Origin of the sequence: Crystallibacter permensis (genome assembly GCF_025960875.1) — a bacterium.
In the GTDB taxonomy this organism is placed as follows: domain Bacteria; phylum Actinomycetota; class Actinomycetes; order Actinomycetales; family Micrococcaceae; genus Crystallibacter; species Crystallibacter permensis.
In genome coordinates, this window is the sequence record NZ_JAODLR010000015.1 from 40,552 (window position 1) to 66,347 (window position 25,796).

Sequence of the window (25,796 nt, forward strand, 5' to 3'; positions counted from 1 at the left end):
CATCCCTGCATCCGTCGTTCCAGGAACGGGATCAGCCGAGCCATCCGATGGCATCCTGGAAGAAGCTCCATCCGGTTCCGATATTGACGACGACGTCGGCGCCGTCGACCGCACAGCGGTGTCCGTTGCCCTCACTTCACCGGCTGGCGGCTGCGTCGCGGACGCGCCGGACACTTCCGGCAGGTCCGCGGCTTGCGCCGGCAAGCCGGAGGCCAGCAGCGCCAATGATGCAAGTGCTGCTATGGCAACTCGTCCCGCCAGACGTGGCCGGAAAAGGCTGAGACCCTTAATGATGTACCCCCAAGATTCGTTCCGGATGGGGGCCCACGATGTCGCCGCCGCTCCCCCAACGACATTATGCGGCCAAAACTGCTGAAACGTTAGACCTCATGCATCACTTTCTATCCGCAATCCCAAAATAATCCTTCTCATCTCTTTAATGAAAATGATTCTCATTTAATGCTAACTTCAATGCATGCATTCACTGATAGCACCTTGCCGCAGGCACACCTGGCTCGCCGCACCTCTTGCCCTCGCGCTCCTGACCTCCTGTGGAGCAGCCGCCGCGGGGCCGGATCCGGCTGGCTCTTCTGCTGCCGGCCCCATTCCGAAGTCCGATGTCGTCGAACTGGGTGAGGCCGCACCCCGGTTGACCCTGACGTACGACGGCGGCGTCATGGTTCTCGACGGCGCAAGCCTTGAACTGGTGGAAACCGTGGAGTTGGACGGCTTCAACCGGCTCAACCCAGCTGGCAACGGCCGACACGTCATCGTCTCGACCGGCAGCGCCTTCAAAGTCCTGGACACGGGCAGCTGGAGCGAGGCCCATGGAGACCATGCGCATCATTACGCCACTGCCCCATCACTGACGGGCGTCGAGTTCGTAGCGGACCAACCGGGCCACGTGGTTAGCCATGCCGGACGGACGGTCCTATTCAGCGACGGCACGGGGGTCATCGAATCTTTCGACCCCGCCCAGCTTGCCAACGGCCAGCCGGATACCGACACCTACACCGCCGCCGAAGCCCACCACGGCGTCGCCGTCGAACTAAAAAACGGCAACATGCTGCTGACTATCGGCAACAGCACTTCCCGCTCGGGCCTTGCGTTGCTGGATCAGGACCGCCGCGAGATTATGCGCAACGAGCAATGCCCAGGCGTGCACGGCGAGGCCACGGCGGCAGACGAAGCGGTCACCGTTGGGTGCGAAAACGGAGCCTTGGTCTACCGGGACGGCAAGATCACCAAGGTGGACAGTCCGGACGACTATGGCCGGATGGGAAACCAGAAGGGCTCGGAGGAGTCCTCGGTTGTGCTTGCGGATTACAAAACGGATCCGAACGCTGAACTGGAACGGCCGGAGCGGATCGCCCTGATAGATACCAACAACCGCAGCGTGGACCTGGTCGAACTGGGCACGAGCTACTCCTTCAGATCGCTTGGTCGAGGTCCGCATGGTCAAGCTTTGGTACTGGGCACGGATGGATCACTCCACGTTATCGATCCTGCCAGCGGAGCCGCGACCGCCCGCATCCCTGTGATCGGCGAATGGGAGGAGCCGGTGGAATGGCAGCAGCCGCGGCCTGCTTTGGCAGTCCAGGGCCATACCGCGTACGTGACGGATCCAGACAACTCGTCCATCCACGCAGTCGATCTGGAATCCGGCGACGTGATTGAGAGCGCAAAGCTACCGCATGTTCCGAATGAGCTGACTGGCGCCGGCAACTGATGCCCTGCCTTATCCGGCACACATCAGGCTGAATGCCTTTACCTTGGTAGCTTCGTACGTCACCACTATCAGGCGGCGGGTCGGTAGAGGAAGTCGATGCGGCCGAGCGCCCGTTCGAAGACCGACACCGGCTCGGGCAGCTCATCCGGTTGCTCCGTAACCGGTGAGGTGCCGGGCAGTGCTGGTGCGGTGGATAAGTAGGTGTGCCCAGTCGGCGTGGTGGTTTCGACAGTATGCCGCGGTCCGGGGACCGTTTGTGCGTCCCAGCCTTCAGATTCCTTCGCCAGGTTACACGCTTCACATAGCCCTTGCCCGTTGACCTCGGTGGTCTCCCCGGCGTCGCGCCAGGGCACAACGTGGTCGTGGTGGCGGATCGGCGCGTCACACCACGGGGTACGGCAGAGCTGGTCCCGCGCCTGGATCACCCGCTGCATCCCGGCCGGCATCAACCGCGCCCGCGAATCCATCCCAAGTAACTGCCCGGTGCCCGGCGCCGTGTAGAGGCGGCGCACCCACACTTCCACATCTTCCGAATTGCCGGAGGCTTTTCGCTTGAAGCCAGGGGGCCCGGTCGCCGTGCCGGCTTCTCCTGTCTTGCCGGCGTCGCTGTCTCCCGCATTTCCAGTGTCTCCGGTGCCTGCACCGGCATCATCGGCCGGTACAGGTCCGTCGGTCACTTTGAGCTTCTTTGCGGTGCCGTTATTGGGGCCGCCACCGATGCCGGGATCGTCCGCGTTACCGGCCGTTCCCTCAACCCCGTCGTCGGTGTCGCCGGTGCGGATCAGATCGCGGGCCCATTGCGCGGGGACGATGCCGTACCCGGTCAGGTGTGCCGGTTCGGAGTCGCCTTGGAACAGGGTGCGGTCGGTCATGACCAGCTGGACTTCAATTTTTGCGGGATTCTCCGCGGGCTGGCCGGTGACGCGTTCGACGAAAATGTCGGCCATCAGTTGGCCCCGGGAGCGTTCGTCGCCCTGTGCCTTCAACCGGTCGGCTTCCTTGGTCAGGGCGGCGAGGACGGCCACGCCCCGCACCACCGGCACCAGGCAGGACACCTGGGCCATGGTGTCCGGCGCCGGACGGCAGGAGACATGGCGTTCGGTTTCGGCTTTCGCGGCCCGGCGGACCACCGACAGGGGGTCCAGCCGCAGCGCGGCCTGCTTCGCCAACGCCCCGATCCGCTTGTCCCCGCAGCCGCGCAACGTCTTCGGATCAGCACACAATTCCTGGTCAACCTTGGCGCGGTCTTCCATGCTCAGGCACGCGGTCTCGCGGACCAGGATGGCCGCCCGCCACTCATTCAGCCGGCCCTCGGCCAGCGCCTTATACGTGTGCGGCATTTCCCTGATCAGCGTGGTCGCGATACCCAGGTGCTTGCCGCCCCGGTTGGGCGAGTCCTTGCGTGCCAGGCCGATCTCCTTGGCCAGGCCCCGGCTCCGCTTCTCCGCCGCGACCCCGGCCGCCGCGCGGGTTTCCCGCCGGGAGGCAACAAACACCTCCGTTTCCCGGGCCTGCGCGGCAGCGAGGGCTGCCTTGAGTTCCTCCATCGCCGTGATCCGGTCGATCCGCACCCCTTCGGAGACGTCCTGGTCCATATCTGCCAGTTCCACAATCGCGGCACGGACCAGTGCTGCACCCGGATCACCGGGGACCGGTTTCACCGGATCCATCTCTGCTGGAACGATTGACTCGAACATACATTCGATTCTATCGTTGAGTGATGGACGACACAAGCATTAAACCCGGCGGTGGATATCTTTCCGCCGCACGATCAACACAGGAAACGGCCGCCCGCAGGAGTTCGGGATCTATGGGTTCAGAGACTATGACGCATCCTGGTCCTGTTGGTAGACATCAGGAACGCCGTCGTGGTCGGCGTCGATCTTTTCTTCTGCTTCGATCCTGCGGTAGTGCCGGTTGCGTGCACGCAGGACAACTGTCGCCAAAAGCGCCGCAAGCAGCGAGGCGACAAGAATGGCGACCTTGGCATGGTCGTTCGCCGCAGAGCCGAGCCCGAAACTAAGTTCGGCAACCAGCAGCGAGACGGTAAACCCGATGCCGGCCAGCAGGCTGATGCCAAGCAGGTCGATCCACCTCAGTGACGGATCAAGCTCGGCGCGAGTGAACTTACTCATCAACCACGTAGTCGCCACGATGCCGATCGGTTTACCTAGGACCAGGCCAGCGATGATGCCGATGGCCACTGTGTCGGCGAGCGAGGCGGCCAAGCCATCGAAGCCGCCGATCTCCACTCCGGCCGAGAAGAACGCGAAGACGGGAACGGCGAAGCCGGCAGAGACGGGACGGAAACGGTGTTCGAAAATCTCCGAGAGCCCCGGCCCCGCCGTCGGTCCGCCGCTGGCCTTGCCGCGCAGCACCGGGATGGCGAAACCGAGCAGTACACCTGCAACTGTCGCATGGATACCTGAGGCATGCAGCAACGCCCAAGCGACAATGCCAATCGGCAGCAGGATCAGCCACGCGGCCGCTGGTTTGAGACCGAAGAACCGCCGGTATTTCTGCGCCAGAAGAGCGTAAATGGCAAGCGGGATAAGTGTCAGCAGTAGCGGGGCAACGTGGATATCGCTGGTGTAGAAGAACGCGATGATGGCGATGGCAATCAGATCATCGACTACCGCCAGTGTCAGCAGGAATATCCGCAAGGCCGTAGGCAGATGGGAACCAATGACGGCAAGAACTGCGACGGCGAAGGCAATGTCCGTGGCTGTCGGAATGGCCCATCCGCGGATGGTATCCGGGCTGCCCCAGTTCACAGCTGCATAGATTACCGCCGGCACAACGACGCCGCCGACAGCCGCAGCCACCGGCACTGCCGCCTTCCGGGCGTCGCGCAAATCCCCGGCAACAAACTCACGCTTTAGTTCCAGACCTACCAGGAAGAAGAAAACCGCGAGCAGACCATCGGCCGCCCAAGCACCGAGACTTAGATTCAGGTGCCACGGCTCGTAGCCGATCTTGAAGTCGCGTAGGGCGAAGTAGCTGCCCGACGCCGGCGAGTTGGCCCATATCAGGGCGATCAGGGCCGTCGCGACGAGCAATGCACCGCCGACGGTCTCTTTCCGGAGGATTTCGCCGATCCGCAGGGCTTCGGCGTAACTGCCCCTGCCGAGAACGCGGGCCTTTCGGGGACGGTCGGGGGAACTTTGGGCCATGTGGGGCTCCTAGGGAAAGGGTCGACGAATTCTCATGCCGACCAGACTTCCCGGCTCACCAGAATCCACCCTATCGCCTCAAACTGTCGTAGCGGAACAACACTGCCTGTCAGCGGCCATAAAAACTGTCCGTGGGCAGATGCCGGTTGGGATAAGTCGCCCCCTGAAGAGGCGGATCACAATGCACCCTTTGCCGCTGCTTAGCCGAGCGCTCCCAGCAGTTCAGCACAGGCTTGCTCGCATCGCCGGCAGGCCTCTGCGCAGACGCGGCAGTGCTCGTGCATCTGCGCATGGCTTTCGCATTCGTCGGCACAGGCCTTGCATACCACCCGGCAGGCCTCCAGCACAGCGCGGGTTACGTTCGCGTCATACCCCGTGTGCCGAGAGAGGATCTTGCCGGTCGTGGCACAGATATCCGCACAGTCGAGATTTGTCCGGATGCACTTCGTCAGCTCAGCCACCATATCCTCGCTGAGGCACGCATCCCCGCAGGCCGTACAGGTCTGCGCACATTCAAAACATGCCGCGATACAGTCCGTCAGTTTCTGCTTGTCGATCCCGCCCAGATCCTTCGGGTAGGTCTCAAGCATGGACTTGATGTGGCTCATTGTTCTGCTCCTCCTGCAATTGGCCAGGGAACGGACCGGCAGTCCGACCACCTCACAAAACCACAGTAGCCTTACTATTCGGATGCGGAAACCTTACTGCCCGCCCACACAGGGCAACTTCTGGCGAGCGGGGGCAGCTGCGCTACCTGGCTAGGACCCGGTCACAAACAGCCCTTGACTTATACCCCCGGGGGGTATAAGTTCGTGATTACCGGAAACAGCGTCGGATCCTCGCGGTCCCTACGCCCCCAACGGTCCACACAGGGCTCAAGCGCATGCCTTCCCGATGGAAGGTTCTGGCGAAGGCCAATCCCGATACCTCACTGAGGAGATCATTATGAGTGGCACATCCAGCCATAACCTGCCGCTTATTCAGGCTTCATCAGGCTGCGCCTGCTGTTCCCCGCAGGGAAACCGCGCAGTAGAACCGGCGGTTGCGGTAGACACAGCCGACATCCGCCACCGGTCGGCGCAGTTCAAAGTCACCGGCATGACGTGCGGACATTGCGTTGCCGGCGTCTCCGAAAAGCTGGGCCGGCTCGAGGGCGTTACCGACGTCGAAGTGGGCCTCATCCCGGACGGCGTTTCCACCGTCACGGTTTACGGCACCGAAAACATCAGCCCTGACGCTGTGCGCGCTGCCGTCTCTGAAGCAGGGTACGAATTCGCCGGCACGGTTTGATCGGCCGGATCTGGAGGGGAGCAAGACCATGAACCACGAGGACCACGGACGGCGCACATCCGGAGACCAATCCGCCCGTACGACAGTTTCCGAAGCTGAGCATATGGACCACAACACGCACGGCCAGGCCATGCCTGAAGACCATGCCCATTCCGCCGTGGACGAGGAACACACCGTCCACGAGCACGGCCAGCATGCCGGACACAGCACGGCCATGTTCAAGAACAAGTTCTGGCTCAGCCTGGCACTGTCCATTCCGGTGGTCTATTTCAGCCCGATGTTTGCCCACCTGCTCGGCTACCACATTCCGGAATTCCCGGGCTCCCTCTGGATCCCGCCGGTCCTGGGATCGCTGATCTTCTTCTACGGAGGTTTGCCGTTCCTCAAGGGCGGCTGGACAGAGCTGCGCAGCCGGCAGCCGGGCATGATGCTGCTCATCGCGATGGCCATCACCGTCGCCTTCGTCGCATCCTGGATCACCACGCTGGGCATCGGCAACTTCAATCTGGACTTCTGGTGGGAGCTGGCCCTGCTCGTAGTCATCATGCTGCTGGGCCACTGGATCGAAATGCGGGCCCTCGGTTCGGCACGCGGTGCCCTGGATGCACTCGCCGAATTGCTGCCCGATGAAGCCGAACGCATCACCGAACACGGCACGGAAACAGTCAGCATCAGCGAGCTCTCCGTCAACGACGTCGTCCTGGTCCGCTCCGGTGCGCGGCTGCCCGCCGACGGCGAAATCATCGAAGGCCGGGCCGAACTCGACGAATCAATGATCACGGGTGAGTCCAAGACCGTACCGCGTGGCCCCGGCGATACCGTGGTGGCCGGAACGGTGGCAACCGACAGTGCAGTGCGCATCAGAGTGGGCGCGGTCGGCACCGACACCGCGCTGGCCGGCATCCAACGGCTTGTCGCCGAAGCACAAGCGTCCTCCTCCAAAGCGCAGGCGCTGGCGGATAAGGCTGCGGCGTTCCTGTTCTACTTCGCCCTCGGCGCCGGCATCATCACCTTCATCGCCTGGGTACTCCTGGGCAGCCCCGACGAGGCCGTGATCCGGACGGTCACCGTCCTGGTCATCGCCTGCCCGCACGCCCTCGGCCTGGCCATCCCGTTGGTCATCGCGATCTCTACGGAACAAGCTGCCCGTGCCGGAGTCCTGATCAAGAACCGCATCGCGCTCGAGCGCATGCGCACTATCGACGTCGTACTCTTCGATAAGACGGGAACCCTGACCAAGGGACAGCCCGGCCTGACAGGCATTGCGGCAATCGAGGAAATGAACGACGACGACGTTCTGGCGCTGGCCGCGGCCGTGGAAGCGGACAGCGAGCATCCCTCCGCCCGCGCAATCGTCACCGCAGCCCGGGAGCGCGGGCTCCGTGTACCGAGGGCCAGCGGGTTCGCCTCGCTGACCGGCCGCGGGGTCAAGGCCGACGTCGGCGCCTCCACCGTCATGGTCGGTGGACCGAACCTGATCGCGGCCGAAGGCCTGCAGGTCCCACCGGAATTGCGGGACCAGACCCGTCCCTGGGTCGAACGCGGTGCTTCCGTGCTTCATGTAATCCGCGGCGGAGAGGTCATCGGGGCCGTCAGCCTGGAGGACGAGGTCCGCGAGGAATCCCGTCAGGCGATCGCTGCCCTGCAGAAGCGGGGCATCAGGGTCGCCATGATCACCGGGGACGCGCAGCAGGTCGCCGATGCCGTGGCAGCTGAACTGAACATCGACGAAGTCTTCGCCCAGGTCCTGCCCCAGGACAAGGACAAGAAAGTCGGCGAACTGCAGTCCCGCGGCCTGAAGGTGGCCATGGTCGGCGATGGCGTAAACGACTCCCCTGCCCTTGCCAGGGCGGAGGTCGGCATCGCCATTGGAGCGGGAACGGACGTGGCGATGGAATCGGCCGGCGTGGTCCTGGCCGGCAACGATCCGCGGGCAGTATTGTCCATGGTGGATCTGTCCCGGGCCAGCTACCGCAAGATGGTCCAGAACCTCATCTGGGCCACCGGCTACAATGTCATCGCAGTCCCGCTGGCCGCCGGTGTACTGGCCTTTGCCGGCGTCGCAATCTCCCCGGCGGTAGCTGCGGTATTGATGTCGGTGTCCACCATCGTTGTGGCCTTGAACGCCCAACTGTTGCGCCGTATCAAGCTGGACCCGGCCGCGGTTCAATGACCGGTCGGCAGGTTCGCCCGGGCCCCCACCCTTCGATACCGTTGGTGGCGGCCAGCAGATGCGGCCCGAGGGAAAGGCAGGGAACGATGAGCTACGGCGCGGCACCCCGCCTCGGTCTGCACCTACGTCCCACCCTGGCATTGTTCCTGGGACTGGCCGCGATCATCTTCGGCATCATTGGGATGCACATCCTGAATGTCTCGCACCAGGCTTCCGTACCGGCCATGTCCGGTCACTCCACGTCGGCTCCGGCGGCTGTTGCCCATGCCACGCATCATGCGCCCGACGCGGACACGGCCATCCCTTCGGCTGACGCTGCCAATGACATACTTCCCGCTGATGGTTGCGCCGGCGGCCCTTGCGCCGGAGACCACCATCTGATGGCTGCTGTTTGCGTGCTGATGACGATCGTAGCCGGATTCGTCCTGCTCTTCGTCCCCAAATGGATCCGCATCAGAAGCGGGGCTGGCCTCCGTGCGCCGCCCAAAGCGGTTGGCCCCGGCGTCCCCGCGCTTCGTCCTCCTTCACTCGTCCAGCTCTCTATCAGCCGCACCTAGAATCCCGGCGCCTTCTCCCGTACCTGGAAGGCATGTTTCCGCATGTCCTGCAGCATGTGCGGGGCACTGCGCCTCTGATAGCCACGCAAATTTTTTGAGCATACAAAGGAATCCGCCATGAAGCGCTTTACCGCCATTTCAGCAACCGCCGTCGCCACCGCCCTTTTCCTGGCCGGCTGCGGTTCGGACACAGGATCGGACACCACCGAAGGGACCATTCCGGGCATGGACCACGGCAGTATGTCTGCGTCCCCCTCGGCTGCCTCTTCCGGCGTTGCCGCGGACCATAACAGCGCGGACGCCATGTTCGCGCAGATGATGATTCCGCACCATGAGCAGGCCGTGGAAATGAGCGACATTATCCTCACCAAGGACGGACTGGATCCGCAGATCGTCCGATTGGCCGAGGGCATCAAGGCCGCCCAGGGTCCGGAAATCGAGAAAATGACCGGCTGGCTGCAGGCTTGGGGCGAGCCGATGGAAATGTCCGGTGATCATGCCATGGAAGGCATGATGAGTCCGGACGACCTCGCCGCGCTTGAGACGGCCCAGGGTGACGAAGCAGCCCGGATGTTCCTCACCCAGATGATCGCCCACCACGAGGGCGCCATCGTCATGGCTGAAGAGGAAGTCGACAACGGGAAGAACGCTGACGCCGTAGCTCTCGCCGAGGCGGTCGTGGCTGACCAAAGTGCGGAGATCGAGAAGATGAAGGATCTCCTCGCCGGTCTCTGACCCTTCCTGGCCACGTTGCCGGGGCACTCGGCTTGATCCTGGTGCCCCGGCAGCGTGCTGTTCCCTCCCCGGCCTCGCGCGTACCCGCAGACGCCTTCCCCTTACTCGGAGACTTTTCCCTGATGAACACCGCACGGTTGACCCCAAATATGTCCTGAACTGATGTTGTCGGCCCCAGGCCTCAACGGCTCGGGTCCGAACAGCCCCGGACAAGTCAGAGCATCAGCATGACGATGAGCCCGGCAACGAAGGCCGCGACGCCGACAGCGGTGAGGATCTTGCCCAACAGCAGCAGTATCGTGCCGCGCTCCGGCGGCGGCGTGGTCCGATAGGTCATCGGCCGGTGGGCGTCGTAATAGATCAGCACGTCGGACCCGGGCACCACGCTGCGCTCCTGTTCGACGGGCAGCCTGGCCTGCAGGAAGCCATGCTGCTTGTCGAACCAGCGGAAACCGCTCCCCTCGCCGTCCATGAAGACCACGCCGTCCGCGCTGCGCCACTTCACGCCAGAGTGCCGGACAATCCAGCCGGCCAGCAGGAGCAGCAGCCCGGGCACCAGCCCCACCCAGGTCAAAATTTCGGTGATCAGGCCGATGGATTCCAAAGCGCTGGGCATACTTCCGATGTTATTCCAAAGTACGACGGCGGGAGGCCGGCTCCGTCACAAATCTCCCCGTCGCAGCGGGCTACTCAGAGTGCCGGTCCCTGGTCCATCCGGTCCAGCTGGCCAGCGACGAAGCTCAGGTGCTTCCAGCCACGAGCGGCGGCAGCAGCGGTTTGGCGGTCCACGGCAGCCCGCTTGTTTTGCAGGACGGCCAGCAGGGTGGCATCAACCACGTCCCGCCGCAGTTCCTTGACCCAGCCTGCACGGACGGGAGGATGGACCGGCAGCCGCAGCCACTCCGTCACCACGCCGCCGAGGTACATCGCCGCCAGGATCGAGGCCACGCCGATAAGCACCAGGACCAGCAGCGGAACGTTGACGCTGACGGCCAGCACGGCCGGGCCGATCAGCAGCACAATCAGGAACAGCCGCAGGAACAACGCTTTGGCCAGCATCCCGGCGGTCTGCCGGCGGGCGGCCGCCGGGGCCAGGCGCCGGCTATATACAGTGCGGGCCTTGTGCAGCCACTGCTTCGTGCTGCCCAGCTTTTCGTTGACGATCTTCTCGGCCACGGCGAGTTCCAGCGGATTTTCGTTCCGAAGCGACACCAGCAGCGCATCATCCTCGTCCGCCCAGGACTGGGTCAACCGGTGCTCCGCGCCCGCCGCCAAATGGTGCAGCCCCAGTTGCGAGGCCTCACGGGCGATCGTTTCCGGGCTGCCGCCCCGCGGGAGCGTGTCCTGCTGCAGTGCCTGGTCATGATGTTCAGTGCGGATGCCATAACGCGGCGATCCGTCCTTGAGCTGGTACACAGCCGTACCTCGATCCGGTAAGTTTTGGGGCAGGTCCTGAGGGCGCGGCGCCGACCGGCGGGCCCCTACTGCTGTGGATGGACTACCTAGGATACTCTCCGAAACTGGGTGGTTGAAGGTTGATCGATCAAACCCTCTACCACTATTACCCGCGATGGCACGGCAGGCTTGCCGCTAGACTCGGTCACATCCGCGCAGGATCGACCAGGAGGAGACCATGCAGCAGGCCAACCGCAAGCTCGGCGTACTGTTCGACGTGGACGGCACCCTGGTTGATTCGAACTATCTGCACACCATCTCGTGGTGGCACGCCTTCCGCCAGTTGGGCCGGAACGTTCCCATGGCCACCATCCACCGCGCGGTGGGCATGGGCGCGGATAAGCTGATCGCGCACCTGCTGGGCGAGGACCGGGACAAGGACCAGGACAGCCAGGCCGAAGCCGCCCACGGCGCTGTTTTCTCCACCTATTGGCCGGCGCTGCAGGCGTTCGACGGCGCCAAGGACCTGCTGCAGCACTGCTCCGGAGCGGGCCTCACCGTAGTGCTGGCGTCCTCGTCGAAACGGCGCGAACTGGACGTCCTCACCGCCGCCATCGACGCCGACGACGCGGTGGCCGGCACCACGAGTTCTTCGGACGCGGAGGAGAGCAAGCCGGCGCCGGACATCCTCGCCGCGGCCCTCGACGCGGGCGGACTCCAGGCGGCGGACGCGCTCTTCGTCGGCGACGCCGTCTGGGATGTCCTGGCCGCCAGCGAACTGGGCATCCCCACCATCGGCCTGACCTGCGGCGGCACCGGCGAGGCCGAGCTGCGGGACGCAGGCGCCATCGAAATCCACACGGATCCGGCGGCCTTGCTCGCGGACTTCGAAGCCAGCGCCCTGGGAAGGCTGGCCGCGGGCGCTGCGGATGCAGGCCAAAACCGGTAAACCAGACCACAACCCGTAAAACAACGACGGCGGCGCCCGGCTACTCGAGTCCCAGTAACCTTACGTGGAACTCCAGATGCTGTTCGAACAGTCCGGCCGGGTCGGTGAAAGTGTTCTCCCCGTACTGCCCGAAGACCTCGAAGCTGACAGCGCCGAAGAGCGCGGACCAGACCATCACGCCGCGAACGACCACCGGCTCCGGAGCAGACAAATCCAGCTCGGCGCGGATCCGGGCCAGATCATCGGCGAGAACCGGCTGCAGCGCACCCTGCTCCCTCTGCTCCCCTGGCACGATTTTCCCTGCACGATAGGCCGCTTCGACGATGTCCACCAGTGCCCGGATCACCCGCGTTCCGGGGCCGGTGGTCCGCTCGGCAGGTGCACGGTAGCCCGGAACAGGGCTGCCGAACAGCAGCGCGTAGCGGGACGGTTCGCAGATACCCCATCCGCGGACCGCCCGGGCCAGCGCCTTGTACTGCCCGATGAAATCCGCACCGGCGGACACGACGGCCTCATCCACCTCGTCGCCCAGATCGTTATAGGCATCCACGACCAGCAGGGTCAACAGGTCGTCGCGGTTCTTGACATACCGGTACACGGCGCTGGAAACCACACCAAGATCGCGCGCCACGGCCCGCAGGGACAGCGCTGCTGCGCCCTCGGCGGCTAAATGTTCACGGCCGATCCGGATAATTTCAGTGATGGTTTGTTCTCGTGCACGCTCCCGTGGGGTACCAGTCATGCCCTCTACCCTGCCGCCCATAAGAGAGCACTGTCAACTTTAGAGAGCAGCGCTCTTGACAGGGCTGGAACGACGGCGCACCCTTATTGAGAGAGCACCGCTCTCGGATTCTAGGAGGCTCCAGAGATGGGACAAGCAATGTCAGATCTGCACATCGTCACCGGCGCCGGGCCGGTCGGCTCGACCGTGGCCGAGCAACTCGCCGGGCAGGGCCACCCGGTCCGGCTGCTGACGCGCTCGGGAAGCGGACCCGAGCACCCTCTGGTGGAACGACGGAAGGTCGACGTCTCGCAGCCGGCCGGATTCGAAGCCGCCCTCGAAGGCGCCGTCGCGGTCTTCCATTGCATCCATCCCAGCGCCTACAGCGCCAAGGCGTGGGCCCATGAGCTCCCGGCCGCCGAACAAACGGTACTCGATGCAGCCGGGCGGGCCGGCGCCGTCGTTGTTTTCCCGGAAAGCCTGTACGCGCATGACCGGCCGCAGGACGTAATGACCGAGCGCAGTTCACGGGAGGCAGCGTCCGGCAAGCGCGGCATTCGCGCGCAGTTGCTTCGGGCACGGGCGGCTTCGGCGACGCCCACCGTGAGCATGGTGGCCTCGGATTACTTTGGTCCGCGGGCGCTCAATGCCCACGCCGGCGAGCGCATGGTGCCGGCAGTCCTGGCGGGCAGGACTATCCGGGTGATGGGAAATCCGGACACGCCGCATTCCTTCACCTACGTGCCCGACCTCGCCGCGGCTATGATTACGGCCGCACACAACCCGGCGGCCTGGAACTCGGTGCTGCATGCTCCCACCGGACCGGCGGTGACGCAGCGGACCATGGCGGCGGCCTTTGCCCGTGCCGCAGGAGCAGAACCCCCGAAGGTAGGTTCGATTCCGGGGTGGGTGGTGCGCGCCGCGGGTCTGCTGTCGGCCGACGCCCGCGAACTGGCTGAGATGCTCTATCAGTTCGAGGAGCCGTTCGTCATGGACTCGTCCTACACGCAGGCGCTGCTGGGGCTGGCTCCGACCCCGGTCGCGGCGGCAGCGGAAGAGACGGTGCACTGGTGGCAGGGCGAACATGCTCCTGCCCGGCGGTAAATCCGGCCGCACCTGCCGCTAAACGGCAACCGGTACGTATACTGATGGTCCGCCGCCGAAGAGCGGAGGCCGTCCCGCTGACATCATCCAGTTTGAGGAGCCGTCCATGCCCCTGTCCGACGAGGAGAGAAAGCGGCTGGCCGAACTGGAACAGCAGCTGGAATCGGAAGACCCCAGGCTCGCGGCTTCGCTCTCGGGCAAGGGCCGCCAGCCAGGAGCCAGATGGAAACTAAGCTTCGGCGCCAAGCTTATGCTGGTCGGTGCCCTGCTCCTGCTGTTCAGCATTTCGACGAACATCTCGGTGCTGTCCGTGATCGGCCTGGTCACCCTGCTTGCGGGGATGTTCCGGATGGCCACGGACTGGATCCGTCAAAACTGACCAGCCATGTGCCTGTCCGGTAGGACCTGTACCTGCGCGAGACCGCGGTGCGTTTCAGGGACTGAAACACACCGCAGTCCCAGCGGAGGGCAATGGAGTTGGACCCGATGTCCCGCCGGGCCTGATACCGCTAGACGCGGCTGACGTCCCTGGTCTTGTGGTCGTAGTGGAAGGTCAGGGCGCCGCCGTCGTGGTGGAACTCGTGGTTAGCCCCGTCGCGGACGCCGAACGCGCCGTAGTTCTCTTCCCAGGACCGGTCCAGCGCGACCTTGTAGGTGTAGAAGCCCGCGGGCAGTTCGGCGGTCAGCTTCCAGAGCCGGTCCGACGGATCCAGTTCCATCTGGACCTCGTCGAAGTGCGGCTGCCAGTTTTCCGGCGCACCGAGCTTGGTGCTGAAGTCACCGGCGAGCGCTACGGCCTCCGGCTGCCCGGCGGTATCCACGGCAGCGGCAGGCGCTGCGGGTTGGGCTGGAGCTGCGGGTTCGGCTGGAGCTGCAGGCTCGGTTGCGGTCGGTGCTGCGGACTCCGCGGCTGCCGGAGCTGTGGTTTCGGCTGCTGTAACTGCTTGCGCTGCGGCAGCAGTCTTCTTGGCGCGCGGCTTGCGGCCCCCGGCCTGCTTGGATTCCTCAACCGGTGCCACCGCGGACTTCGATCCGGAGGTCTTCGCGGCCGCGGCTGCGACAGCCGGAACCGGTGAACCGTTCTGCAGTGCGTCGGTCAGGGATTCAGCATCCGGGAAAGCGGCCGCGGCGCGCAGCCCCTCGTCCGTCAGCACCCAGCCGCCGCGCTTCTTGACCAGCCAGCCGGCCTTGACCAGCTTGCTGGTGGCGGTGGTCAGGGACTTGTGGCCCCGCGGGACTCCCCCGGCAAGCAGCTCGCTTTCAGCATCGCTCAAGGGCAACTGTGTGATGGCCTGCGCCAGGACTGCGCTGCCGCCCATGGCAGCCTCGCCGGAGGCAGCCGCCTCCGCCAGCGTGTCCAGGACAATTTTCAGCCGCAGGTTAGTACGGTCGGCAGGATTTGTGCTCATTATGGTTTTCCCCATCGTCGATCGCTTACTTGCAGTGTGGCATGACGGTGATGCCCGAAGGATAAGTTAAAGGTTAATTCCTCATGACTTAACGGTTTGTGACACCGCTCTCCCCAATCGGCAATGATGTTACAGGTGTCCTGCCCGGATTCGGAACACGGCGCGCCGGTTCAGCTTTCGTCGCGGAAGTGCAGGACGGGTTTGAGGACCGAGCCTTCCTTGGCCGTCTGCGCAGCGGTATTGATGTCCGCGAACGCGTACGGCGTCACCAGCTTGTCCAGCGGCATTCTGCCCTGCTGCACCAGCTCCACCAGCGCCGGCAGGAACAGCTGCGGCATCGAGTCGCCTTCGGTGATCCCGGTGATCCGCCGGCCGTTGAGCATGTAGTTGATATCGACGTCGACGGTCGTTCCCGCGGCGGGCGCGCCGATCAGTCCCAGCTCGCCCAGCGGGGCCAGCGCATGGAGCGCCGTGCCGAGCACGCCGGCGTTCCCGGTGGCGTCGATCGCATGGGTGACGCCTGCCCCGCCAGTCAGCTCCGCGAGTGCCTCCCCCGCGTCGGTTTCCTTGCTGTTGACCACGTCGGTGGCGCCGAGTTCCTTTGCCAGCTGCAGGCGGGAATCCACCAGGTCCATCACGATGATCCGCACCGATCCGGTCAACGCCGCAGCCATCACGGCGGCAAGGCCCACGGCCCCGGCGCCGAAGATCGCCAGAGTGCTGCCCGGTGCCGGCCGCAGCACGTTCAGCACGGCGCCTGCCCCGGTCTGGATGCCGCAGCCCAGCGGGGCCAGCACGGAAAGGTCGGCGTCCGGGTCCACTTTGCTCAGCCCGCGCTCGTCGGCCAGCACCAGGGTGGAGAACGAGGACTGGGCGAAAAAGTGCCCGTGCAGCACTTCATCGCCCTGGCGGATGGTCGCGCTGCCGTCGGCCCGTTCGCCGCCGAGCAGGTTGCGGGACAGGAACTCCACGCAGTACGCCGGATGCCCGGAGCGGCAGTTCCGGCACACACCGCAGCTGGTGAAGGTCATCAGCACCTTGTCGCCCGGCTTGACGGATGTGACGGCGCTGCCCGTGGCCTCCACGATGCCCGCCCCTTCATGCCCCAGCACGCCGGGCAGCGGAAACGGGATATGGCCCGCCTGCACGCCCAGATCGGTGCCGCAGACCCCGCTGGCCACCACGCGTACCACCACCTCGTCCGGCCGCGGATTGTCCAGAGTGATATCTTCGAGCGCGAAGTCCTCGTGCGTTCCGCGCAGGACGGCGGCCCGGGCTGATGTCGTCATCGTTTCCACCTCAGGTAAGCGTGCCGGCGATTCGCCCCGGCGTGGATCGTGCTGAGGCCAGCCTAGGTGCGGAAGGAGGACCCGGCTAGGGCCATCCGGCCAAGCCCTGGCGGCACTCCCGCACGGTCATGGCGGTCAACGCCGAGTTCACCGTCAGTGAATCCTGCGGCGCACCGCGGCGATCAAAGGTTGCATAAAAGCTATGAGGATCCTGGTGCTCGGCGGTACGGCATGGCTCGGCGGAAAAATTACGACGGCGGCGCTGCGGCTCGGTCACGACGTGACCGCTTTGGCTCGGGGCGAGTCGGGGCCGGTGCCGGACGGTGCGGCCTTCTTCCGTGCCGACCGGGACTCGCCGGACGCCTATGCTGCCGTCGGGCGGCAGTCTTGGGACGCCGTCGTCGACGTCTCGAGTCAGCCCGGTCAAGTGCGGCGGGCTGCGGAGGCCCTCGCCGGCTGCGCGCGCCGGTACATCTTCGTCTCCTCCTGCAGCGTCGCGGACCACGATATCCCGGGCGCCGATGAGTCCGCCCCGCTGCTTCCGGCTCTGGAAGCTGACGTCATGGCATCGATGGAGACCTATGGGGAAGCCAAGGCCGCCTGCGAGCAGCACGTGCTGGACGCGTTCGGTCCCGGCCGGGCGTTCATCGCACGGCCCGGTCTGATCGCCGGCCCCGGTGATGTCTCCGACCGGACCGGCTACTGGCCGCTACGCTTTGCCCGCCCGGCGTCCCCTGACGGCAGTGTGCTGGTGCCCGATGCGCCGGAGCTGGCTACGCAGGTGATCGATGTCCGGGACCTGGCGGCCTGGCTCGTCGGAGCAGCGGAGCGCAAGGTCAGCGGCACGTTCAACGCCGTCGGCGAGCCGATGATGCTGCCGGCGCATCTGGAGCGTGCCCGCCAGGCCGCGGGCCACACCGGACCGCTGGTTTCCGTCGAGCCGCAGCGGCTGGCGGACGCGGGCGTCAACTACTGGTCCGGCGAGCGCTCCTTGCCGTTGTGGTTGCCGCTGCCCGAGTACGCCTGTTTCGCGTCCCGGGACAACGGCGCCGCCGTGGCAGCGGGGCTGAAGCTGCGGCCGCTCGCCGAGACGCTGGCCGACGTGCTGGCCTGGGAGCAGACGGCCGGACCGGACCGCGAGCGCAAGGCCGGACTGACCGCCCAGGAAGAGCGCGAGCTCCTCGCCGCGATCTAACGGTCCGCTGCCTGGCGGGAGGCCAGCGTCAGGCAAGGCCGCTGGGGGCAGGCCCATTGTGGCCTTCGGATCGCGGTTGTACGCTGGCAGCACGCCGCGCAGAAGGGGCACCGTCATGACTATTCCACAGCCGCCGCCGGAACCGGATCCGGATCCTACCTCGCCGCACCCGTCAGAGCCAGGCAGGCCGAATGAGCCCGGTGAGCCTGATCCGATGACGCCTGATCCGTTCCCGAACCCATTGCCCGGCCCCGAGCCGGACAACCCGCCGGAACCGCCGCCGCCCGCCCCCGGTCCATTGCCGATCCCGGAACCCGGACCGGTCATCCCGCCGCGCGAACCTTAAGCCGGGCTAACTGCTGTCAGGGGAACGACGTTCCAGTCGTGCCCCACGCGTATTGAAGTAGGCCGACCTGTCACGGTTCGGCAACGTCCCGCCGTCGTTATCCTCGCCCGGCTCCGGCGCGATAACGATTGCGTTCGATCCGGATCCTCGGGGCACAAGGTCCTGCCCGTTTCCGGCCAACAGCGGTAAATTTGTAGTACGTCGGCACGGTCTCGAGGAGGCGCGAAATGTCATTATCCGATGAGGAACGACAACGGCTGGACAAGCTTGGGCACCAGCTGGAAGAAGATGATCCACGCTTGGCCAAATCCCTCTCCGGCAAGGGTGTCCTCGTCTTCGGGCACCGAATCGGCAACGGGGCATTAATGGCGCTGGCCGGGGCGTTCCTGCTGCTGGCCGGCATCGCCGGCAACTCGCTACTGCTGGCCATGGTGGGCGTCATCGCGTTCGCGGGCGGGCTGCTGGTCTCCGGCACGGACTGGTTCCGGGGGCACGTGCATCACGGCCCCCAGCACTAGCTCAATCCAGCAGTGAGTTGAACTTTTCCACGGCGGCGTCCTGACCGGCGGGTGCTGGCGCGCCCGGGCTTCGACCAACGGGTTGTTCCACGCACTCCCCCGGTCTGCCTCGCCTGAATCATTCGTTCCGCCGAAGCGGAAATCTCCTGCAACCCCGAGCAAACACGCAGCGGTTAACGCAGCGGTGAACAGGTGGAGTCCGGCAAGCCCACGAAGTTCCCCCGCCCCCGCCCCGGCACCGGCAACTCGGCTATATTGGCCGGAACAGGTAACTTCCTCCAACCACCGGGAGCGTTCCGTCATGGCCCAAGAAGTCGCAGCCCAGCTCATCGACCAGCTCCGTGCGGCGGGAGTCCGCCGGATCTACGGGATCGTGGGCGACAGCCTCAACCCGATTGTGGACGCGGTCAGGCAGACCGGCGGGGCGGCCAAGGGCGGCATCGACTGGATCCATGTCCGCCATGAGGAAGCCGCAGCCTTCGCCGCAGCGGCCGAAGCCCAGTTGACCGGTCAGCTGGCGGTCTGCGCCGGATCCTGCGGGCCGGGCAATCTCCACCTCATCAACGGGCTCTACGACGCCAACCGCTCCGGCGCCCCGGTGCTCGCGATCGCCTCGCACATTCCCAGCAAGCAGATCGGCACCGGCTACTTCCAGGAAACCCATCCGGACCGGCTGTTCAACGAATGTTCGGTCTACTCGGAAATGGTCAGCACCGCCGAGCAGGCCCCGCGGGTCACGCAGAGCGCCATCCGGTATGCCCTCGGCAAGCGGGGCGTCGCCGTCGTTACCTTGCCCGGCGACATCGCCAGCCTGGAGGCGGTGGCCCCGACGCCGCTGTGCACCCCGTTCCTGCCCGCCACTGTGGTGCCGGCCGCCGAAAGCGTCAAACAGCTCGCGGACGCGATTAACGACGCCGGCAAGGTCGCCATTTTCGCCGGTGCCGGCGTGGAGGGTGCGCATGATGAAGTGGTGGCCCTGGCCGAGCTGATCGGCGCGCCAATCGGGCATTCGCTGCGCGGCAAGGACTTCATTCAGTACGACAATCCGTACGACATCGGCATGACCGGGCTGCTGGGCTACGGTGCCGCAGCCGAGGGCATTGAGGACGCGGACCTGCTGATCCTGCTGGGCACCGACTTCCCGTACGACCAGTTCCTGCCGGACACCCGCACCGCCCAGGTGGACCGGGCGCCGGAGCACCTGGGCCGCCGGACCGACGTGGACATCGCGATCCACGGCGACGTGCTGCCCACGCTGGCCGCCCTGATGCCGCTGCTCAAACGCAAGAAGAGCCGCCGCTTCCTGGACCAGATGCTCAAGAAGCACGACAAACTGATGAACAAGGCTGTCGGTGCCTACACCCGGCGTGCCGACAAGATCAAACCCATTCACCCCGAGTATGCCGCCTCCCTGCTGGACCAGGTCGCTGCCGAGGACGCCATCTTTACCGCGGACACCGGCATGTGCAACGTCTGGACCGCCCGATATATCACCCCGCGCGGCACCCGGCGGCTGATCGGCTCCTACCTGCACGGCTCCATGGCTAACGCCCTCCCCCACGCCATCGGCGCGCAACTGGCCTACCCCGAACGCCAGGTCATCTCCGTGTCCGGCGACGGCGGCCTGTCCATGCTGCTGGGCGAACTGGTCACCGCGGCGGCTTACCGGCTGCCGCTGAACGTCGTCGTCTTCAACAATTCCAGCCTCGGCATGGTGAAGCTGGAGATGCTGGTGGACGGGCTTCCGGACTTCGGTGTCGACGTCCCCGACACCAACTACGCCGCCATCGCCCAGGCGATGGGCTTCCATGCCGTCCGCGTCGCCGATCCGGCCGGCATCGAGAAGGCCTACCGGGACGCCTTCGCCCACCCGGGCCCGTCGCTGGTGGAACTCATCACCGATCCGAAGGCGCTGTCCCTGCCGCCGAAGATCACCGGGACCCAAGTCTTCGGCTTCGCCACCGCAATGTCCAAGATCGTGCTAAACAGGGGAGCCGGCGAAGCTGTCAGCATGGCACGGAGCAACCTGCGCAACATCCCCCGCGGCTAACTGCGGCGTACGGTGGGTGCATGGAGGACATCGTCGAATTCCTGCTGGCGAGGATCGCCGAGGACGAGTCCAACCTGCACTCCTGGTGGCACACCGCGTCCGTCCCCGTGCTGGACCGGGCCCTGGCCGAGTGCGAGGCGAAGCGCCGGATGATCGAGCAACTGCAGCGCCTCGACGCCGTCCACCGCAGACCGATGCTGCTGATCATGGCCGTGCCCTACGCCGGGCATCCCGCCTACCGGGACGAGTGGCGGCTTTAGGTCCGGTAACCAACGCCCGACGGCGGCCGGTCACGAATGGTGACCGACCGCCGTCGTTGTCGGCGCTGCAGGGGTGAGGCAGGACTGCGGCTAGTTCTTTTTGAGGAAGATGCTGACGTCGTCGTTGTTGATCAGGTCGGGTACGGTCCAGCCGTCCAGGTCGTACTCAGACATGCATTGGTCGGCGAAGCCGGTCATCATGTCGGTGTGGCCTTGGGCCTGGGCGGCGAAGAGGATTTCAGCCTTCACGTTTTCGTGGTTGCCGGAGTAGTTGCGTTCGTAGAGTTCGTGCCGGCCGCCGAATTCGGTGCCGATCGCGTCCCAGAGCAGCTTCATCAGCTTCACCCGGTCCACGGCCTGGATGCCATCCGAGCCTCGGACGTACTTGTCCAGGTAAGGGCGGATCTCCGGGGTCTTGAAGTCCAGAGCGGAGGAATTCAGGTAGATCAGGCCGGAGGCGACGTCCTGTTCGATGATTTCCTTGATCCGCGGGTAGCCGGTGGACATGAACATCCGGTACGCCAGACCGTAGTCGAGCTTCGGCAGCACGGTCCCGTCGGGTCCGGCATCCGGGTTCAGCGCCATCGCGTCCGCGAGGGCGTAGAACATGTTGCGCCAGCCGATGACTTCTCCGGCGCGGGCCTGGACGCCGCGAAAGTCCTTGGTGCCGGCGATTTCCAGGGCCTTGAGCAGCAGGCCGGCGATGAAGTCCAGTTTCACGGCCAGGCGGATTACGCCCTGGAACGTGAACCGGTTCAGGAACCCGGTCTGCGGGAAGAAGTTGTTGATCTTTTCAATGTCCCCGTACGCGAACACGTTCTCCCACGGGATGAGGACCTTGTCGAAGACGAACACCGAATCGTTCTCATCCAGTCGGGAGGAGAGCGGGTAATCGAACGGAGTGCCCATCACAGCCGCCTGGTGCGAGTAAGAGGCACGGGAGATCAGCTTTACCCCGGGTGCATCCATGGGAACCGTGCAGATCAGCGCGAATTCCTTCTTCTTGATCGGCAGCCCGTAGTGCGCGATGAAGTTGTACTGGGTGATGGCCGAGCCGGTGGCAACGACCTTCGCCCCGGAGACAACGAGCCCGGCGTCGGTCTCCTTTTCGACCTTCATGAACACGTCGCCGACTTGGTCCGGCGGCAGGTGCCGGTCCACCGGCGGGTTGATGATGGCGTGGTTCCAATACAGGACCTTCTCCTGGGACTCGGCATACCAGCGCTTGGCGTTGTCCTGGAACGGCTCATAGAAGTCCGGCATCCCGCCAAGGGTGCCCAGGAAAGCGCCCTTGTAATCCGGGGACCGGCCCATCCAGCCGTAGGACATCCGCGCCCAGGTTTCGATCGCGGTTCGCGAGGCCTTCAGGTCGTCAATGGAACGCGCGGCCTTGAAGAAGGGGTGCGTCAGGCCGCCGGACCCGGTGTCCGTAGGGACCAGGAGCTTGCCTGCTGTTTCCGGTTTGTGGAAGCCGTCGTAGAGGCGGGCGGCCATGCGCACGGAGTTGCGGAACGCCGGGTGGGTGGTGACGTCCTTGACCCTTTCGCCGTAGATCCAGACCTCGCGGTCGTCCCGGAGCGACTCGATATATTCATCGCCGGTCTGGGGCTTGAGCTGATCCGCCTGCGTGGTCCGGGCGCTCATGTCGGGTGCGTCGGTGCCGGTACCGGTGCTGGGCGTGGTGGTGGGGTCGATAGTTTCAGTCATCGTCTTGTCCTTATCAGTTCAGTGGCCGTCAGGCCTGGATGAGGGGTTTGAAGGAATCGGCGCCGGAAAACCAGCCGGCCTCCAGCGAGTCTCCGCAGTGGTGCCAGTGGCTGGAGCCGGACATGGGGCCGATCTCGCGGAACTTGCCGCCGAAGAAGAGCAGTGGCTCCCGGCCGGTGGTCTCGAGTTTGTGGACTTCGCCGATCACGATCACGTGGTCGCCGCCGTCGTACACCTGCCAGGGCCGGCATTCCAGGGTTGCCTTGTTCTCCAGCAGGACCGGGACGTCGCCGTCCACGGTCCAGGCCGGTTCTTCCGGTAGCGGCTTACCGGCGAAATGCCATGCGACGTCCAGTTGGTCCTGGGAGAGGATGTTGATCGCGAACGGCGCGCCCTCCAGGTACTGGGCCGCCTTGGAACTGCGGGTCAGGGTGACCTGGGCCAGCGGCGGATCCAGCGACACCGCGGTAAACGCGTTCACCGTCGCACCGTGCGGGGTGCCGTCCGCGGAGCGGCAGGTCACCACGGTCACGCCGGTCGCGAACTGGCCGAACGTGTTCCGCAGCTCGCGCGGATCGATGGCCGTTGCGGCAGCGGCAACGGGGGTTGTTTCAGACATCATGTCCTCCTGCTGTTGGGGCACGGCCGGCGGGGGTGGGGTCGCCCGCCGGCCGCGCAGCTTGCGGTTACGCCGCGTCCAGTACGAAGTTGTAGGTGACTTCGCGGCCGTTCCCATCCGCCTTGGGCGTGGGATCGAGGATGAGTTCGGGCTTGACGGCGGAGGCGATGTCGTCGCCCACATGCTCATCCCCCTTGAAGTAGAGCTGCGAGGTGACCAGCTGGTGCCCTGGCGCGGAGATCTTCAGGTGCAGGTGCGCCGGCCTCCAGGCATGCCAGCCAGCCGCCGCGATCAACTTGCCGCAGGAACCGTCCGTGGGAATCTGGTACGGGGCCGGCTGCATCGTATGGATCCGGTAGTCGCCGTTCCCATCTGCGATGACGGTCGCGCGCAGGTTCCATTCCGGCAGGCCCGGGGCGAACTGGGAGTAAAAACCCACATCGTCCGCGTGCCAGATCTCCACCGTGGCCCCGGGCAGCGGCTTTCCGGCCAGATCAGTGACGCGGCCTTGGAAGAGCAGCGGCGTGCCCTCCTCGTCGTCGCGCATCGGCAGGGTTGCCGGGGACTCAAGTTTTGGGGCGTCCGGAATGTAGTACGGTCCCTCGATGGAGCCCTTTGTGCCCTCACGGTTCTCGTTGGCCACCTGCTCCACCGAGTGCTCCACCCATACGTCCAGGAATAACGGCCACTCCCCGTCCTCGCCGACCTGGATCAGCCACGCCTTCAACGCGTTGTACTCGTCGTAGGTGACCTTTTCTTCCAGGATCGTCTGGTTGATGGCCCCGATGACCCGCGAGGCCAGCAGGTCCACCCGCTCTTGGCTGGTACCGGCCGCGAACTTCTTGTTCTCCCGGAAGCGGTCCGTCGCATTGGCACCAGAAGCAGCCGCCGTTGCCTGTGTTTCAGTAGTCATTACTGTCCCTCCTGTGGTCTTCGGCGATATCGCCGTTAGACAACAGTGTTCTGGATCACACCGGATGGCGGGGGCTGTTCACGAGGATCCGGCCGAACAGTGACAAAACAGGTCCGGTGGGTGCTAATCCGGCACGGCGCACCTCTGTCTTCGGTGAGGATGACTACGACTGTCTTCGGTGAGGATGACTACGACGGCGGTGCGGAACCTAAGGCGCGACGCTGAGGAGGGCGTCTTTGCGCAGTTGGAGCGGAGTGAGCCCGAAACGCGCCTTGAATGCACGGGTGAAATAGCTTTGCGACGCGAAGCCGGCCCGCGCGGAGATCCGGCCCACCGGCGTCGTTCTTTGGGTTGGATCGGAGAGGATGGTCCGAGCCAGCTCCAGCCGCAGGCCCAGGACATAAAGACTGGGGGGTTCGCCGGCCTCGGCAAAGATCCGGGTCAGATGGCGTTCGCTGATGCCGACCGCCGCGGCAACTTCGGCGGCGCTGAGCTGCGGATCGACCAGCCTGTCCTCGATGTAACTGCGGGCGGTGGCAAGGTAGCCGGCACCGGTGCCGCTGCGCTCCCCAATGATCATGAGGCTGAGCAGTTCCAGGGCCGAGTCCTCCGCACCCTCCAGATTCGCGGGCTGGCTGGTCTGGGCCTGCCCGGCGATAGTACCGCTGACCAACTTGGCCAAGGCGAGCATGTGCCGGTTCGCCGCCTCGCCCTGATTGAAGTTAAAGACCTGGGGCTTTAACAGCGGTTTCCCGCCGGACAGTTCCAGATAGTCATCGCGCGGGATGGTGAGCACCAGTTCACGCAGACCCTTGCAAAAGCCCCGCAGAAACGGCCGGTCGGCATCGTAGATGACCGCTTGGCCGGGTTTGAGCGATTCCTGTCCGTCTCCATAGTAGAAAAATGCTTCGCCTTCTAACGCGAAGAAGACGGCAATGGCGTCCATGGGGTTCTGCCGGATGAACCGTTCGTTTCGTTCCACCACCTGCGCACTGCCCTTGACCTGGGCAAACTTCAGCGAGGGGAAATGCAGGTTCACCTCGCTGGCCTGCAGCGGGGCATCGTCCATAGTGCGGATGTCCAGCGGAATCAACGCCTTGGAGTTATGGTGCTCCCAGAGCTGGACCCGATTGGTCGCGGGGATGCCGTCGGTGCTGAACTTCAGGAGCTTCGCAGGCTTGTGGTCGGCAAGCCCCGGGGCCGGAACCGCGGTTTGTTCGTGCCCCGTGGCAGAGCCCTGCCCTGCAGCGGCACGCCGTACGGCATCAAAGTGGTGCTGGCTCATGGATCAAGCAGTGTATCGTGAATCACATTTTCCCGATAGCCCGGCACTGGTCTACCCACCAGATGTCAGTACCCGTAACCGCCTTCCTTGGCGTTCTGGGCCTCGGCTGAGCCATCCACCTTTTCCGAATCCGGGCCGGCCGACGCTTCCATCGGCTCCTCCTGGCTGCTACCGGATTCGGCGGCCGGCTGGGGTTCGTGCGGATGCAGTTCCGAGTCCTCGGGCTGATCCTTGTTTTCGTTCGCTTCGCTGGTCATCGTGGCGCTCCTGGCCGTTGCTCCGTCCGGCGGGTTGCCGGACGGCGGATTCCCAGCGTAGGTAGGTGCTAAGCACCCTGTCCATACCCCTTCTGGAAGGCGACCCGCGTAGGATCGAGCCG

General features: G+C 65.1%; 25 protein-coding genes. 12 read left to right on the forward strand and 13 right to left on the reverse strand.

The features are described from left to right. Positions 1-475 precede the first annotated feature (475 nt). Positions 476-1,729: a zinc metallochaperone AztD gene (aztD, locus tag B0G38_RS16075; RefSeq protein ID WP_264670336.1), complete on the forward strand. Its 1,254-nt coding sequence runs from the start codon at positions 476-478 to the stop codon at positions 1,727-1,729. 68 nt (positions 1,730-1,797) lie between these two features. On the opposite strand, the gene B0G38_RS16080 is transcribed toward aztD, so the two are convergent. The 3 genes from B0G38_RS16080 to B0G38_RS16090 form a co-directional block, all read right to left on the reverse strand. Further along, positions 1,798-3,426 (reverse strand): HNH endonuclease, encoded by a 1,629-nt coding sequence (locus B0G38_RS16080; RefSeq protein ID WP_264670337.1) that lies wholly within the window; start codon positions 3,424-3,426, stop codon positions 1,798-1,800. A gap of 126 nt (positions 3,427-3,552) precedes the next feature. After that, entirely contained in the window at positions 3,553-4,902 is a 1,350-nt protein-coding gene (nhaA, locus tag B0G38_RS16085) for a Na+/H+ antiporter NhaA (protein ID WP_264670338.1), read from the reverse strand. A 200-nt stretch (positions 4,903-5,102) separates the two neighbouring features. Then, positions 5,103-5,510 carry a four-helix bundle copper-binding protein gene (locus B0G38_RS16090; RefSeq protein WP_264670339.1) on the reverse strand — a complete coding sequence of 136 codons (408 nt, stop codon included), beginning with the start codon at positions 5,508-5,510 and terminating at the stop codon, positions 5,103-5,105. Between the two features lie 337 nt (positions 5,511-5,847). Here B0G38_RS16090 and B0G38_RS16095 point away from each other — a divergent pair, with 337 nt between their 5' ends. The 4 genes from B0G38_RS16095 to B0G38_RS16110 all read left to right on the forward strand — a co-directional run bounded on the left by B0G38_RS16095 (position 5,848) and on the right by B0G38_RS16110 (position 9,657). Beyond that, positions 5,848-6,192 (forward strand): heavy-metal-associated domain-containing protein, encoded by a 345-nt coding sequence (locus tag B0G38_RS16095; RefSeq protein ID WP_264670340.1) that lies wholly within the window; start codon positions 5,848-5,850, stop codon positions 6,190-6,192. A gap of 28 nt (positions 6,193-6,220) precedes the next feature. Then, positions 6,221-8,365, forward strand: a complete 2,145-nt coding sequence (locus tag B0G38_RS16100; protein WP_413542081.1) for a heavy metal translocating P-type ATPase — start codon at positions 6,221-6,223, stop codon at positions 8,363-8,365. 86 nt (positions 8,366-8,451) lie between these two features. Further along, on the forward strand, positions 8,452-8,922 hold the full coding sequence (locus tag B0G38_RS16105; protein ID WP_264670341.1) for a DUF6153 family protein: 471 nt from the start codon (positions 8,452-8,454) through the stop codon (positions 8,920-8,922). 117 nt (positions 8,923-9,039) lie between these two features. Next, complete coding sequence (locus tag B0G38_RS16110; RefSeq protein ID WP_264670342.1) at positions 9,040-9,657, forward strand: DUF305 domain-containing protein; 618 nt, start codon at positions 9,040-9,042, stop codon at positions 9,655-9,657. A 214-nt stretch (positions 9,658-9,871) separates the two neighbouring features. On the opposite strand, the gene B0G38_RS16115 is transcribed toward B0G38_RS16110, so the two are convergent. Then, positions 9,872-10,273 (reverse strand): hypothetical protein, encoded by a 402-nt coding sequence (locus B0G38_RS16115; RefSeq protein ID WP_264670343.1) that lies wholly within the window; start codon positions 10,271-10,273, stop codon positions 9,872-9,874. Positions 10,274-10,347: 74 nt separating this feature from the next. Beyond that, complete coding sequence (locus tag B0G38_RS16120; protein WP_264670344.1) at positions 10,348-11,073, reverse strand: hypothetical protein; 726 nt, start codon at positions 11,071-11,073, stop codon at positions 10,348-10,350. A gap of 217 nt (positions 11,074-11,290) precedes the next feature. On the opposite strand from B0G38_RS16120, the gene B0G38_RS16125 reads away from it, so the two are divergent. Continuing rightward, positions 11,291-12,001 (forward strand): HAD family hydrolase, encoded by a 711-nt coding sequence (locus B0G38_RS16125; RefSeq protein ID WP_264670345.1) that lies wholly within the window; start codon positions 11,291-11,293, stop codon positions 11,999-12,001. Positions 12,002-12,041: 40 nt separating this feature from the next. Here the strand turns inward: B0G38_RS16125 and B0G38_RS16130 are convergent, their stop codons facing one another. After that, on the reverse strand, positions 12,042-12,743 hold the full coding sequence (locus B0G38_RS16130; RefSeq protein WP_264670346.1) for a TetR/AcrR family transcriptional regulator: 702 nt from the start codon (positions 12,741-12,743) through the stop codon (positions 12,042-12,044). Positions 12,744-12,881: 138 nt separating this feature from the next. Here B0G38_RS16130 and B0G38_RS16135 point away from each other — a divergent pair, with 138 nt between their 5' ends. After that, positions 12,882-13,826 (forward strand): NAD-dependent epimerase/dehydratase family protein, encoded by a 945-nt coding sequence (locus B0G38_RS16135; RefSeq protein WP_264670347.1) that lies wholly within the window; start codon positions 12,882-12,884, stop codon positions 13,824-13,826. Between the two features lie 106 nt (positions 13,827-13,932). Continuing rightward, positions 13,933-14,205, forward strand: coding sequence for a DUF3040 domain-containing protein (locus B0G38_RS16140; protein WP_264670348.1), 273 nt, complete (start codon positions 13,933-13,935; stop codon positions 14,203-14,205). Positions 14,206-14,335: 130 nt separating this feature from the next. Here B0G38_RS16140 and B0G38_RS16145 read toward each other — a convergent pair whose 3' ends face one another. Then, a complete protein-coding gene (locus tag B0G38_RS16145; protein ID WP_264670349.1) occupies positions 14,336-15,235 on the reverse strand; it encodes a pullulanase X25 domain-containing protein in 900 nt (299 codons plus the stop codon). Between the two features lie 170 nt (positions 15,236-15,405). Next, entirely contained in the window at positions 15,406-16,524 is a 1,119-nt protein-coding gene (locus tag B0G38_RS16150) for an NAD(P)-dependent alcohol dehydrogenase (RefSeq protein WP_264670350.1), read from the reverse strand. Positions 16,525-16,726: 202 nt separating this feature from the next. On the opposite strand from B0G38_RS16150, the gene B0G38_RS16155 reads away from it, so the two are divergent. From B0G38_RS16155 to B0G38_RS16170, 4 genes are all read left to right on the forward strand, one after another. Then, complete coding sequence (locus B0G38_RS16155) at positions 16,727-17,719, forward strand: NAD-dependent epimerase/dehydratase family protein (protein ID WP_264670351.1); 993 nt, start codon at positions 16,727-16,729, stop codon at positions 17,717-17,719. A 573-nt stretch (positions 17,720-18,292) separates the two neighbouring features. Beyond that, a complete protein-coding gene (locus B0G38_RS16160) occupies positions 18,293-18,583 on the forward strand; it encodes a DUF3040 domain-containing protein (protein ID WP_169991356.1) in 291 nt (96 codons plus the stop codon). A gap of 301 nt (positions 18,584-18,884) precedes the next feature. Then, positions 18,885-20,633, forward strand: coding sequence for a pyruvate dehydrogenase (locus B0G38_RS16165; RefSeq protein WP_264670352.1), 1,749 nt, complete (start codon positions 18,885-18,887; stop codon positions 20,631-20,633). A gap of 20 nt (positions 20,634-20,653) precedes the next feature. Then, positions 20,654-20,893: a DUF6221 family protein gene (locus B0G38_RS16170; RefSeq protein ID WP_264670353.1), complete on the forward strand. Its 240-nt coding sequence runs from the start codon at positions 20,654-20,656 to the stop codon at positions 20,891-20,893. Positions 20,894-20,983: 90 nt separating this feature from the next. Here the strand turns inward: B0G38_RS16170 and B0G38_RS16175 are convergent, their stop codons facing one another. The 5 genes from B0G38_RS16175 to B0G38_RS16195 form a co-directional block, all read right to left on the reverse strand. Beyond that, positions 20,984-22,600 (reverse strand): 4-hydroxyphenylacetate 3-hydroxylase family protein, encoded by a 1,617-nt coding sequence (locus tag B0G38_RS16175; RefSeq protein WP_264670354.1) that lies wholly within the window; start codon positions 22,598-22,600, stop codon positions 20,984-20,986. A gap of 28 nt (positions 22,601-22,628) precedes the next feature. Then, on the reverse strand, positions 22,629-23,219 hold the full coding sequence (locus B0G38_RS16180; RefSeq protein WP_264670355.1) for a flavin reductase family protein: 591 nt from the start codon (positions 23,217-23,219) through the stop codon (positions 22,629-22,631). 67 nt (positions 23,220-23,286) lie between these two features. Beyond that, on the reverse strand, positions 23,287-24,132 hold the full coding sequence (catA, locus tag B0G38_RS16185) for a catechol 1,2-dioxygenase (RefSeq protein ID WP_264670356.1): 846 nt from the start codon (positions 24,130-24,132) through the stop codon (positions 23,287-23,289). A gap of 208 nt (positions 24,133-24,340) precedes the next feature. Next, positions 24,341-25,417 (reverse strand): AraC family transcriptional regulator, encoded by a 1,077-nt coding sequence (locus B0G38_RS16190; protein WP_264670357.1) that lies wholly within the window; start codon positions 25,415-25,417, stop codon positions 24,341-24,343. A 65-nt stretch (positions 25,418-25,482) separates the two neighbouring features. Then, on the reverse strand, positions 25,483-25,674 hold the full coding sequence (locus B0G38_RS16195) for a hypothetical protein (RefSeq protein ID WP_264670358.1): 192 nt from the start codon (positions 25,672-25,674) through the stop codon (positions 25,483-25,485). Positions 25,675-25,796: the final 122 nt, after the last annotated feature.